General features: G+C 53.1%; 11 protein-coding genes and 1 riboswitch. Of the genes, 9 read left to right on the forward strand and 2 right to left on the reverse strand.

All coding sequences use genetic code 11. From position 1 onward, the window contains the following. Positions 1–81: 81 nt before the first annotated feature. Both A7K91_RS09255 and A7K91_RS09260 read right to left on the reverse strand, forming a co-directional pair. The gene (locus A7K91_RS09255) at positions 82–1113 is read right to left on the reverse strand and encodes a ThiF family adenylyltransferase (protein WP_068681937.1); all 1032 of its coding nucleotides are present in this window, start codon (positions 1111–1113) and stop codon (positions 82–84) included. An 18-nt stretch (positions 1114–1131) separates the two neighbouring features. Next, complete coding sequence (locus A7K91_RS09260) at positions 1132–1857, reverse strand: molybdenum cofactor biosynthesis protein (protein ID WP_068681939.1); 726 nt, start codon at positions 1855–1857, stop codon at positions 1132–1134. Positions 1858–1972: 115 nt separating this feature from the next. Here A7K91_RS09260 and A7K91_RS09265 point away from each other — a divergent pair, with 115 nt between their 5' ends. The 9 genes from A7K91_RS09265 (at position 1973) to thiO (ending at position 13324) form a co-directional block, all read left to right on the forward strand. Further along, positions 1973–3409, forward strand: coding sequence for a bifunctional metallophosphatase/5'-nucleotidase (locus tag A7K91_RS09265; protein ID WP_245697362.1), 1437 nt, complete (start codon positions 1973–1975; stop codon positions 3407–3409). A 186-nt stretch (positions 3410–3595) separates the two neighbouring features. After that, positions 3596–4714: an HD-GYP domain-containing protein gene (locus tag A7K91_RS09270; RefSeq protein WP_068681941.1), complete on the forward strand. Its 1119-nt coding sequence runs from the start codon at positions 3596–3598 to the stop codon at positions 4712–4714. A gap of 179 nt (positions 4715–4893) precedes the next feature. Continuing rightward, entirely contained in the window at positions 4894–6015 is a 1122-nt protein-coding gene (yfkAB, locus tag A7K91_RS09275; protein WP_068682156.1) for a radical SAM/CxCxxxxC motif protein YfkAB, read from the forward strand. A gap of 83 nt (positions 6016–6098) precedes the next feature. Then, positions 6099–7130 (forward strand): sporulation integral membrane protein YtvI, encoded by a 1032-nt coding sequence (gene ytvI / locus A7K91_RS09280; RefSeq protein ID WP_068681943.1) that lies wholly within the window; start codon positions 6099–6101, stop codon positions 7128–7130. Between the two features lie 45 nt (positions 7131–7175). Then, positions 7176–7279: riboswitch (TPP riboswitch) on the forward strand. Between the two features lie 194 nt (positions 7280–7473). Continuing rightward, a complete protein-coding gene (gene thiC / locus A7K91_RS09285; RefSeq protein ID WP_068681945.1) occupies positions 7474–9237 on the forward strand; it encodes a phosphomethylpyrimidine synthase ThiC in 1764 nt (587 codons plus the stop codon). Continuing rightward, entirely contained in the window at positions 9230–10363 is a 1134-nt protein-coding gene (locus A7K91_RS09290; protein WP_245697363.1) for a ThiF family adenylyltransferase, read from the forward strand. Before thiC ends, A7K91_RS09290 begins: the two co-directional genes overlap by 8 nt. Before the next feature lie 50 nt (positions 10364–10413). Continuing rightward, a complete protein-coding gene (thiE, locus tag A7K91_RS09295; protein ID WP_068681947.1) occupies positions 10414–11262 on the forward strand; it encodes a thiamine phosphate synthase in 849 nt (282 codons plus the stop codon). Between the two features lie 2 nt (positions 11263–11264). Further along, positions 11265–12194 (forward strand): thiazole synthase, encoded by a 930-nt coding sequence (locus A7K91_RS09300; RefSeq protein WP_082967331.1) that lies wholly within the window; start codon positions 11265–11267, stop codon positions 12192–12194. Next, positions 12188–13324 carry a glycine oxidase ThiO gene (gene thiO / locus A7K91_RS09305; RefSeq protein WP_245697365.1) on the forward strand — a complete coding sequence of 379 codons (1137 nt, stop codon included), beginning with the start codon at positions 12188–12190 and terminating at the stop codon, positions 13322–13324. Before A7K91_RS09300 ends, thiO begins: the two co-directional genes overlap by 7 nt. Positions 13325–13336: the final 12 nt, after the last annotated feature.

The raw sequence follows: 13336 nt of genomic DNA on the forward strand, positions 1-13336 counted from the left end.
AATGGGCGTTTTCATCAGCTTTACCATTATATAGTAGCAATCAAATTGCCATATGACAATATGAGGGGGGGATAATTGATTCTAAATACCTAGAAATTCAGCATAAATATATCTTGCTCTTCCTAAATCTTCAGTTCCTTGTATAATTGCCCTGCCGTCCCGGAATAAAACAAAGGACATTTCTCCTGGCAGCTCGACCTTAACAAGGAAGCGGTTTTGCGTAATGGCGCCGCTGGCGGACAGACGCTCCGCCATTGCATCCAGATCCAGCACCAGAGGACTTGCGGGAGTTAGATGAACGGACTGGCGACCGCATAAAGCAGCAGCGGCGGGCGAAGCGTCTTCGTTATCCAGATAGCGGAATTCGCGTTTGCCGCAGCAAGGACAATCCTCCTTACGCGCTTTGGCAATGGCCATGGGCAGCCATCCATTCCGCCAAAGGTCGATTTGAAGCAAGCCTCCATGCAAGGCGTCAACATTGCCCGTGAGCAGCTTGATTGCTTCCATGGACTGCAGGGAGCCGATGATATCGACAACAGGAGAGAGAATGCCAGCCGTTTCACAGGTATCCGCGGTGCCCGGGGCAGGCGCGGATGGAAACAGGCAAACATAACACGGCGTCTTGCCTGGCAGAACGGTCATTGTCATCCCGTTTGAGCCTGTTGCGCCGCCATAAATCCATGGAATATGATGCTTGACGCAATAATCATTAATGAGATAACGGATGGCAAAATTATCACTGCCGTCCACAACGAGATCAACGCCGCCCAGCAATTGTTCGATATTGGCTGCCGTTACATCTGCTACATGAGCCTCCAACTCGATGCTGCTGTTGATGCTGCGCAAGCGCTCTGCCGCCGCCGCGGCTTTGGGCATCATGCCAGCCGCATCTTCCTCGGTATAAAGCATCTGGCGCTGCAAATTGGTCCAGTCCACGTAATCTCTGTCGATGACGCGTACATATCCGACGCCGGAGCGGACAAGATGCTGCGAGATGACAGAGCCAAGGGCGCCGAGTCCAACGATGGCTGCTTTGGCTGAGCCGAGCTTGCTTTGGCCGGCATTGCCGATTGCGCCGAAACGAATTTGCCGGGCATAACGGGATTGTTCCATATGCTGCGATACCTCCCTTTATGCTTCCAGGGGCGGGGCGACCGGGTTCCAGGGACCCTGCTGATGTCCCTTCCATTCCGAGCCGTCCTCCCAAATTTCTTTTTTCCAGATGGGCACGATTTGCTTCAAACGCTCTATCGCATAACGGCTGGCATCGTAGCAGCTTTCCCGATGCGGAGCCGACACCGCTATCACGACGCTGGTTTCCGCCAGTCCAACCTTACCGATCCGATGGCTGATTGCGCATTTGGCGCCTGTCCATCGTTCGGCAATTTCGTCGCCGATTTGCTTCATGGTGAGAACCGCCATTGGCGCGTAAGCCTCATATTCCAAATGGATTGTCCGTTGTCCATGCGTCCATTCCCGGGTTGTGCCCACAAACGCTAGAGATGCTCCATGCTCGGGAACAATGACTTTTTTGAGTACTTCGTCGGAGGATATGGGGCCCTCCGTAATAACAAAAAGCTCGCTGGGGTCATCCTGGGAAGCTTGTCCACCGGATACGGGGGGCAGCAGCGCCAGCTCATCATTGGCGTGCAGCATTTCTCCATCGTTGGCATACGCATGATTTCGCGCTACGAAAGAGGATGCCAGAACCGCCTGGTGCTGAGGCCAAACCTTTGCAATCGCATTTTTTAATTCGCCGGCCGTCATGGCCAACGCTTCATTTTCAATGGTAATTTCCGCAGTGCCGAACCGTTCGGGAAGTCCGGCAAAAAGCTTTATTTTCCAAGTGCGCATCATTATGTTTTTACCTTTCGGAATAGTGGATTAGGATGGATATAGAATACCATAAAACTTAAAATAATGTTATGCTGTAGGGAGCTGAATTTGTCGAAACGGAGAGGCTGGGATTACGGTGGCAGATATAATAGAGACGGCTGTTGTGCTGCTTCATAGCAACGACATTCACAGCCGCCTGGAAAACGCCGCCCGCATAGCCTCCATTATAGAGGAAGAAAGAGCTCTTTGGGGCGCGGACAGAGTGCTTGCGGTGGATTGCGGCGACCATATGGACCGAATGAGACAGGAAACCGAAGGAAGCGGCGGCGAAGTGAATATCAGGCTTCTGGAGGATGCCGGTTATGAGGCCGTGACGCTGGGTAATAATGAAGGATTGACGTATTCCATCCCTGAGCTGGAGAAACGTTTTGTGGATAGCAGCGGCTTTGCCGTTGTTTGCTCAAATATGAAGCTGGAACGCAATGGGGAACATCCAAGCTGGCTTAAGCCCAGCGTAATCATACACAAAAATGACCTGAAATTTGGCGTTATTGCGGCAACGGCAGACTACAGGCCGTTCTATAAGCTGCTGGGCTGGCAATCAAGCGATCCCTTGGAGGCAATTGGAGAAGAGGTCATGAAGCTCCGAAGCAAATGCGATACGATTGTTGTATTATCGCATCTGGGCCTGATGAATGACCGGAAAATGGCGGAGCAAATCGACGGAATCGATCTGATTTTAGGCGGACATACGCATCATCTGCTTCAAGAGCCGGAGATGATTAATGGGACAGCCATTTGCGCCGCCGGGAAATTCGGCGAGCATATCGGACGAATTGAAATAGGACGCAGGCGGGAGGACGGCGGCCTTGTTTATTCATGCTCCGTGATTCCGACAGCTGCTTTTGCCGAAAAACCGGAAGCGGCGGCTATTATATCCCGCTACCGAATAAGCGCAGGCAAGCAATTAAGCCGTATCATTGCTACATTGGATGAGGCGTTGCCGGCCAGCACGGACCGCGAAACCCCGTTGCCCAATCTGCTTGCGGCAGGGATCAGGCGATGGACCGGCGCCGATATTGCCTTGATCAACAACGGCCAGCTGCTTGGCGGACTGGCTATCGGCGATGCAACAGCCGGCGAACTGCATGCCTTATGCCCTTCCCCCATTAATCCTTGTGTCATGAAGCTGTACGGCAGACATATAAGAGCGGCTTTGGAGCAGTGTTTGCTGCCGGAATTTTACGACAAGCCGGTGAAGGGGTACGGCTTTCGCGGCGAGGTGCTCGGTACGCTGGCGGTAGACGGTGTGGAGATCGTTTATGACTCCGCCAAACCGCCAATGGAGAGGCTTGTTAAGGTTCTGATTGGCGATCGGCCCATGGAGGATGACAAACAGTATACAGTTGGATGTCTCGATATGTTCAGCTTCCGTATTGGATACGAAACTTTAGCGGATGGAGAGGACTACCAATTTTTCCTGCCTGAATTTATTCGGGATGTGCTTGAACGGGAGCTATGCGACCAATCAGCGCTTCAATTATGCAAGAAGAAGCGCTGGCACCCTGTTTAGACGGCCGCCTCCAAATCATTTTTTTGAACGGCTGTAATGGGTTGTAAATAGGGCTAAATGACGTATTATGTCGAATAGATGCATGAAAATGGTTGCGAAATGACGCATTTTGACGTAAATTAACATTATGAGCGGCTTTTTCCGATACTTTTAACTATAAGACCACAGACGGAGAGGACCGAAAAAATGCGATTGCTACCTGTTTCGCAGTGCCGACCAGGCATGAGACTGGCCAAAAAAATATTTTCCGAAGAAGGCATTGTTCTTCTTGCAGAGCATATGGAGCTGTCTGACCGTCTGATTGGTAGACTGGAGCAATGCGGCGTCCAATATGTTTATGTTGAAGATCACAGAACGGATGATATAAATCCTCCCACTCTCATAACGGAAGAAACCTTCCGTATGGCGGTCAAGGAGATCCGTACTAATTTTCGCCATTTAATGGAGCGTCCCAAGGCTAAAAAGGGCGTTTCCTATCCCTATGTAGCAGCTCCTTTCAAGCAGATGATGAACCATATTATTGATGATTTGTCCAATAACCAGGACGCGATGATTATGCTAATGAATATGGGAACTGTGGACCATTATTTATTCCAGCACTCGCTCAACGTTTGCGTATATACGACATTGCTAGGCATGTCGAAAGGATACAGCCGCGATGAAGTCGTGACGCTTGGCATGGGAGCGTTGCTGCACGATATCGGAAAAACTCAAATATCGACTAATGTATTAAAAAAGCCAGGTTCGTTATCTAATAACGAGTTCGAGCTGATGAAGCGGCATGCCCAATTGGGCTTTGAATTGCTGAAGGACGAGCCTAATATGCCCCTGCTGGTCGCGCATTGCGCTTTCCAGCATCATGAGCGGCTAGACGGCAGCGGTTATCCGCGCGGAATTGCCGGCAAAGATATTCACGATTATGCCAAATGGATTGGACTTGTCGACTCCTACGACGCGATGACGACCAATCGTGTTTACCGCGCTCCGATGCTGCCGCATGAGGCTATGGAAAGGCTTTATGCAGGCTCGGGAACCTTGTACGAGCAGCATATGCTGCAGCATTTCAGGGACAAAGTAGCGATTTATCCCATCGGCATTTCGGTAACGCTGCATACATGCGAACGTGGTGTTGTTGTGGATTTCAACAATAGCTACCCGCATCGCCCTATTGTACGCGTCCTTTATAACGAAGCCGGCGAAGAGCTTGCCGTGCCTTACGAAATCGACCTGTCAAAACAGCTGACTGTTATGATTGTTGGCGTAAATGATGAGGATACCGATGTCCAGCTTGTTTCCGGAATATGATGAGGAGCATCTGAATGGGGCCGAAAGGCCTCTTTTTGCTGTAATAAAGCAACAAAAGGATTTGCTTACTCCAGTATCGAGGATTACAATGAAGAAACAATGAATAGTAATGATCTATGAACTTCTAACAGATAGGATGATTAAGACAGGTGCTGAATAAAATAGATGTACAACCCCAAATGTTGTCCTCCAGCCAAACGCTGCGGGAGCTTTCCCCTCTCAACGATCCGTGGGACCCCATCGGCTCCCTTGTCAAATACGGCGAGCATCGTTTAACAAGCGTGGAAATGACGGTATCCAATCTGTGCAATATGCGATGCGAGCATTGCGCGGTTGGCGATACGCTGGTTATGCTGGAGCCGCCCAAGCTTCCGCTTGAGCTTATGTTGTCCCGGCTGGAGGAGGTTGAGCATCTGGAGACGATCAGTATTACGGGCGGAGAGCCTACTTTTTCGGATCGAACCGTTGATGAATATATGCTTCCTCTGCTGAAATGGGCTCGCAAGCGTGGTATTCGCTCCCAGATCAATTCCAATGTAACGCTCCCCTACAATCGATATGAGAAATTGGCTCCTTACCTGGACGTTATGCATATATCCTTCAATTACACCAATGCTGACGATTTTCATAACATCGGCTTTGCCAAGGCGGGACATGCGGTGCCCCGTCATACGGCTGCCCGAATGTATGAAAGAATGATCGACAATGCCAGAAGGCTTGTTGGCGAAGGAGTATTGGTCTCTGCTGAGTCGATGATCAACTACCGGACCCATGAGCAAATAGACGAAATTCACCGTTTGATTGTCGAAATGGGCTGCCAGCGTCATGAGGTTCATCCCATGTATCCAAGCTCGTTTGCCCGCGATTTGCCTATGATCACCAAGGAGCAGATGCGCGCGGCAATCGAAAAGCTGTTAAATGCGCGCGACAAGTCGGTGTGGATGTTGTTTGGCACGCTTCCTTTTTACCATTGCAGCGATAGCGGAGAGGAACGCGATCTGCTGAAGCGGCTGGCGAATGAACCCAATGTATCCGTACGGAATGATCCCGATGGGCGCAATCGCTTGAATGTCAATTTATTTTCAGGCGATGTTTTTGTTACCGACTTTGCGGATGTGCCGTCTTTTGGAAATATAAAGAAATCGCAGTTGGATGAGCTGTTTGCCCGCTGGCTGCGCCACCCGCTGGCGCAAGGCGTAAATTGCTATTGTCCGGCCGCTTCCTGCTGCGGTCCCAACCTTCTTGTCAAGGAAATGTATTATAGCGATGTGGACTTTCACAAGCGCAGCGCAAAAATGTGATTTGCAATGCTTGTCCCAGAAGCCGTGATTTGAGAGAAAATGTTCGGATAGGCTATAAATTGAATGGTTAGGAGGCGGGATGGATGTCGGTACGGGCAATTATGCTCACTGCGGTAGGGTTGTTGCTAATTTATTTGATGTTTACGGTTGGCGCTCCGTTTTTGCTTGCGCTAATTGTGGCGATCTTTCTGGAGCCGCTCAACGGTTTTTTTATGCGCCGCTTCCGGTTTAACCGCCTGGTTGCCGCAACGCTTTCCAGTACCTTGTTTACAGTGGCCCTGCTTGGGATGATCGTGCTGCTTGGCATCAAAATTATAGCCGAGCTGATTGCGTTTCTGGAGAGGGTGCCCAACTACTTTGGCGAAGCCAATACCTTTGTGAACCAGCTGCTTATTGATGCAAGAGGACTTTATCAAACCTTGCCGCCCGATGCCGTGCAAACGCTGGAGGGTTACCTGCTGGACCTCACCAAAAGCATTACCTCCATGGTTGGCAAGCTTTCCTCAACCCTGGTTGGCTTTGCGTCCACGCTTCCGGGAATGTTTATCTTTTTTATCGTGTTCCTGGTTGCGGTATATATGTTCAGCTTCAGCCTGAATACAATGAAAAACTCCGTTTTGTCCCTATTTGACGAATCCTCCCGCTCTCAGGTGGATCAGGTGCTGGGCAATTTGCGCAAATCGATATTTGGCTTCCTGCGCTCGCAGATCATTTTGAGCGGTTTGACCTACGTGCTGTCGCTCATTGGCCTGCTTATTCTGGATATCAAATTCCCGATGGCGATTGCGCTGTTGATCATTATCGTGGACATTTTGCCTATATTGGGAACCGGCTCCGTACTGGTGCCCTGGGCGTCTTATTTGATTCTTACGGGAGATATGTTTACGGGAATCGGCTTAATTGTGCTGTTCCTTGTCATTACCGTATTCCGTAGAATTATTGAGCCTAAGGTGTTGGGCGATTCCATCGGCATAGGCGCTTTGCCGGCATTAATCAGCCTATACGTTGGCTTTAAGCTGGTTGGCGTTATCGGGGTGTTTATTGGGCCGGTTGTCGTCATTATATATATTGCCGCCAAGCAAGCGGGATTGTTCCAGCACAAAATCAAGCTTTGAGCAAGGGTTGACAGACCTTTGGAAATAAAGGTATAGTCTAACAAGGAAATCCACTAGGGGCGCCGCAAGGCTGAGATAAAGCGTTAAGCTTTGGTCCCTTTGAACCTGATCTGGGTCATGCCAGCGTAGGAAAGTGGGACAATCGGACACGCCGCGGGCGCTGTTCGTCCATAAGGCTGTTACGCCATAGGCGAAGGCTGCATGGTTTGTGCGGGAGAGATGGGTATCCCGGCATAGACTTTGCTGTACGGTTTGCGCCAATGAAGCTTCCAGCCCTACTTTCTCATATGTTGCATAGACCTCCAGGTGGAATTCCAATATTCCATTGCGGAGGTTTTTTGTTATGTCTATTTTATCCAATCCATTGCCGGGAAGCATGAAGGTGTATGTAAAAGGGTCTGATCCGACGATATCGGTGCCGATGAGGGAAATTGCCTTGACGCCGACTCAAGGACGGAACGGAGAGGAAATGCCAAATGAGCCTGTGCGCGTTTACGACTCCAGCGGGCCGTATACCGATCCTGATTATGTTGCTGATGTAAGGGCGGGCCTGCCCCCGCTGCGGTTATCGTGGATACAGCAGCGCGGGGACGCGGAAGCCTACGCCGGGCGGGATGTGAAGCCGGAGGATAATGGCTTTGCTTCGGAGGAGCGCGCCAGGGAAAAAGGGGCAGAGCTGTTTCCTTCCCAGGGCCGAAAGCCGCTTAAAGCCCGGAGCGGCGGAAATGTATCGCAGCTTCATTACGCGCGCCGCGGAATCATTACGGCCGAAATGGAGTACATCGCCATACGCGAGGGGATGAGCCCCGAGTTTGTCCGCTCCGAGGTCGCGGCGGGGCGTGCCGTTATTCCTGCGAATATTAACCACCCGGAATGCGAGCCGATGATTATCGGCCGGAACTTCCATGTCAAAATCAATGCCAATATCGGCAACTCCGCCGTTGCTTCCTCCATCGAAGAGGAAGTCGAAAAAATGACCTGGGCTACGCGCTGGGGGGCGGATACCATTATGGATCTGTCAACGGGAAAAAACATTCATACGACCCGGGAATGGATTGTTCGCAACTCTCCTGTTCCGGTTGGCACGGTGCCGATTTATCAGGCGCTGGAAAAAGTAAACGGCAAAGCCGAGGATTTAAGCTGGGAGGTTTTCCGGGATACGCTCATTGAGCAGGCGGAGCAAGGCGTCGATTATTTTACGATCCATGCGGGGGTGCTGCTTCGCCATATTCCGCTTACAGCCAAAAGGGTGACGGGAATCGTATCCAGAGGCGGCTCCATTATGGCGGCCTGGTGTCTGGCCCACCACAAGGAAAATTTCCTGTACACGCATTTCGAGGAAATATGTCTCATCATGAAGCAATACGACGTTACCTTTTCGTTAGGAGACGGTCTAAGGCCGGGGTCCATCGCAGATGCCAACGACGAAGCCCAATTTGCGGAGCTGGATGCTCTGGGGGAGCTGACCAAAATCGCCTGGCGTCATGATGTGCAGGTGATGATCGAAGGGCCCGGACATGTTCCGATGCATCTGATCAAGGAAAACATGGACCGTCAGCTGGCTGTTTGCGAAGAAGCGCCTTTTTACACCCTGGGGCCGCTGACTACAGACATTGCGCCTGGCTATGACCATATTACCTCCGCGATCGGGGCGGCGATGATCGGCTGGTTTGGCACAGCCATGCTATGTTATGTGACGCCCAAGGAGCATTTGGGGCTGCCGAACAAAGAGGACGTCAAGGAAGGCGTAATCACGTACAAAATTGCGGCGCATGCAGCGGATCTTGCAAAAGGCCATCCTCGGGCTAAAATTCGCGACGACGCGTTGTCCAAGGCGCGTTTTGAATTCCGCTGGCGCGATCAGTTCCATCTGTCGCTTGATCCGGAGCGGGCGATGGCTTACCACGATGAAACGCTGCCGGCGGAAGCGGCCAAATCGGCCCATTTCTGCTCGATGTGCGGCCCCAAATTTTGCAGCATGCGCATTACGCAGGACATTCGCGAATACGCAGAGCAAAACGGTCTGGAGACACAGGAAGCGATTGAAGCCGGGATGAAGCAAAAAGCGGAGGACTTCAAAGCCGCCGGCAGCTCCATCTATGCTTAACGCAACCCCCCGCTCGCACATGGATGCTTCCGCGACCAGAGGACATTCCGAAGACAAGCCAATATCGGAGCGGTATTCCCGCCAGATTGCTTTTGCGCCTATCGGGGAAAGAGGGCAAAAACGTCTGGCTTCTGCCACGGTGCTGATCGTTGGCTGCGGGGCGTTGGGGGCAAGCCTTGCCCAGCATATGGTCCGGGCGGGCGTGGGAAGGGTCATTATTGCGGACCGCGATTATGTGGAGCCCAGCAATTTGCAGCGTCAGGTGTTGTTCGATGAGTCCGACGCGCGGGCAGCCTTGCCAAAAGCGGCTGCCGCTGCTGAGAAATTAAGGCGGATCAACAGCGAAATTCATATCGAGGCCCATGTGATGCATGTAGGAATTGATAATGTCTGGAGGCTGACAGAGGATGCCGATCTTGTGCTGGACGGAACGGATAACACGGGCACAAGACTGCTGCTAAGCGATGTTTGCTTCCAATTGGGCATTCCGTTTGTTTACGGAGGCGTGGTTGGCTCCAGGGGAATGAGCGCACTGCTCCTTCCCGATACAACGGCATGTCTTCGCTGTCTGATCGGCAACGAGGATGCGGCAGGGGAGACGGAGGGCTGCGATACGGCCGGCGTATTGTCTCCCGTCGTGGAATTTGTTGCGTCGCTTCAAGCGGTCGAAGCGCTTAAATGGCTTTCAGGTAATGGAGCAGAAGTGAGAAAATCGTGGCTATCTGCGGATTTGTGGAGTTTTGGCGTGACGGAGGCGGCTTTGCCAAACCCTTCGCCAGGCTGTCTGCATTGCGCCCCAGGGCGACTTCGGCGGCGCTGTGATGAGCGGAAGGAACAGAGCGCCTCCATGACCCGTTATTATACGCCGCCTATTGTATTATGCGGCAGAAACTCTGTGCAGGTAACGCTTGAGGCGCCTCTTTCTACGGATCAGGCGGAAGCCGCGCTAAAAGCGAATCCTGCCGCGAAATTGACTCGAAACCGTTATTTGCTTAAGGCGGAGTGGGAGAACGGCGAAAGTCTGGTTTATTTTCCGGATGGAAGGGTTCTGGTGCAGGGAACAACGGATGCCGACCGGGCGCTGGCGCTTTGCAAGAGGCTCTACCATCAGCCAAGCCGAACATAACAGAAAACACTAAGCAACGTTGTTGAAACGTATGGAGAGGAGGGCGCGAGATGTCCGAGATTAAAAATTGGCGAAATTTTCGTCTTTATGTTATTACAGCCGCCGATTGCCATCCCGGCAGGGAGCTGATACAGGTAATGGAGCAAACGCTGATTGGCGGCGCCGATATGCTGCAGCTTCGCAACAAGACGGGGTCCAAAAGGGAAGTGCTGGAGCAAGCGAAGGCGCTGAGGGAATTGACCAGCAAATATGGCGTTCCGTTTATCGTAAACGACCATCCCGATATCGCTTTGGAGGCTGAAGCCGACGGCGTTCATCTGGGACAGGAGGATATGCCGATTGCAGAAGCAAGGCAGCGATTGGGCAGCGGAAAAATAATTGGCATCTCAACGCAATGCGTAGAGCAAGCGCTGGCGGCGCAGGCGGCAGGAGCGGATTATATCGGCGCAGGCCCGGTTTTTCCAACCCGGACCAAGCCGGACCGCGCGGCGGTTACGACGGAGTATATCCGGCAAGCTGCCGAGGCGGTGTCAATTCCGGTTGTGGCGATTGGCGGCATTACGCCGGATAATGCGGAAACGGTGCTGGCTGCTGGAGCGAAACGGCTTTGCGCGGTTTCCGCCATCGTCGGCAGCGAAGATCCGGCAGCCGTGTGCCTGGCATTAAGGAAAACTATTGCGGCAGCCGGGGGATGGCAGAAGCGCCTCATTACGCTTAATGGTTTGGCGCATCCTACGAGTGCATCCCGTCTGGACGAGCTGATCCATCTGCTTGGTCAAGGGGAAAAAAGACTGGTTGCTGAATTGGACGGAACCGTGGTGCCGCGAAGCCAATGGGCGAGAACTCTTTTGTCCGAGGGAGCAAAGCTTGAGCTGGTTCATTTTGTGGGAGGGGGTTAACGATGGCAAAACACGAAAGCGAGCGGTTAAGCAAGCAGTCAGAGCCACAACTGCCCGGGGAAACAAGAAACTCCTCTCCTTTTTCGTCAGGGCCGGCTCAAGCCTCTGCGGGACAGGACTGCTTGTTGCTCGGCGGACAACGCCTGCATTCCCGTTTTTTGATGGGAACGGGCCGTTTTCCCAGTCCCTGGGTGCTTCAGGAGGCGCTGAAGGCGTCTGGGGCGGAGGTCATTACGTTTGCGGTTCGCAGGGTCAATATGGACAGCGTGGAGGATGATTCCGTGCTTCAGCATGTAACGGAGCGCCAATTGACTTATCTGCCCAACACCTCCGGGGCCAAAACAGCAGATGAAGCCGTGCGTATCGCAAGGCTTGCCCGTGCGGCGGGGCTGGGCAACTGGATCAAGGTTGAAATCAGCGGCAATCCAAGGACTCTTCTGCCAGATCCGTTCGAGACGATGAAAGCAACTGAAAGGCTGGCAAAGGACGGCTTTGTTGTGCTCAGCTATACCTCTGACGATCCCATCCTGTGCAAACGGCTGGAGGAAGCGGGAGCGGCGGCCGTTATGCCGGGCGGTTCTCCAATCGGGACGGGACTTGGCTTGCTTAATCCCTACAACCTGGGGCTTATTGTGGAGGAAGCCAACGTTCCCGTAATCGTGGACGCCGGCATAGGCTCGCCCAAGGATGCCGCAGAAGCGATGGAGCTGGGGGCAGCTGCCGTTTTGGCCAATACGCCAATTGCCAAGGCTACTGATCCCGTTGCAATGGCTCGCGCATTCCGGCTCGCGATTGAAGCGGGGCGTTTGGCAAAATTAGCCGGCAGGATACCGAAGAAGAGATATGCCTCTGCCAGCAGCTCGGAAAGCGGCTCCTTGTTTGGCGCAAGCATCCCTCCAAAAATCCCACCCGCGGAGGGGATTGCGTGGTAAGCGTGCTCCCGCAGGAAACGGTTGTGCTAGGCGGGGGGATTATAGGGCTATCCTGCGCTTTTGAAGCAGCGCGCCGGGGACACAGGGTAACGCTGCTGGAAAGCGGCGAGCTTGGCGGCCAGGCTTCGGGAGCTGCGGCAGGCATGCTGGCTCCCTTTTCCGAAAATACGGAGCAGCCCGATCCGTTTTTTCAGCTCAGCCTGAACAGCCTGCGGCTTTTTCCGCAGTGGGTGCGGGATGTCGAAGAGGCGTCCGGCATCAAAGCCGAGCTTATGCACACGGGAAGCCTGTCGCTCATTCAGCATGAAGCGGATTTGCTGCCGGCCCAAGGCCGCCTGGCTTGGCAAAATCAATGGGGAGCGGGGGCGGAGCTGGTGCAAGGAAGCGCCTTGCGCAAATTGGAGCCGAATCTATCCCGGCATATTGAAGCTGCGGTATTCAATCCGGAGGAAAGCCACGTTTATGCGCCAAAGCTGGTAGCCGGGCTAATCCAGGCTTGCCGCAGACTTGGCGTGAGGCTGGGTCAGCATGCCGGAAGGCTGGCAAGGCTGGAGCTTCGGCAAGGCGGCGGCGCTGCAATACAAATGATGAATCTGGAGAAAGAGATACAATGTGATTCCCTGCTGCTGTGCTCGGGAGCATGGGCCGGAGAGCTGGAGAGCTGGCTTGGCATTACCATTCCCGTTCATCCCATTCGGGGACAGATTTGCTCCTATCCAGGCAGTGCCGAGGAGCTCCGTCATATGGTGTTTTCCAGCCAGGCTTATTGGGTGGGCAAGCAAAATGGTGAAATCGTCTGCGGAGCGTCGGAGGATGTGGCCGGATTTGCAACCGGAGTAACGGAAAAGGGGATTGCCCGTCTGACGTCTGCAAGCAGCAGCTTTTATCCCTTTTTGGACAATCGGGCCTTGATACGGCAATGGGCGGGCCTGCGGCCTGCAACCCGGGACGGTTTTCCGCTTTTGGGCAGAGTTGCTGGAAGGAGCGGCATTATTATGGCTGCGGGCCATTATCGGAACGGCATATTGCTAAGTCCCGTTTCGGCCAAGCTGGCGATCGACGAACTGGAGGGACGAAGCCGCTCCGATGAACTGCGCCCCTTTTCTCCCAATCGCTTCACGTACATTTAAAGTCCAGGAGGG

The organism is Paenibacillus oryzae, assembly GCF_001675045.1.
GTDB classification, from domain to species: Bacteria; Bacillota; Bacilli; order Paenibacillales; family Paenibacillaceae; genus Pristimantibacillus; species Pristimantibacillus oryzae.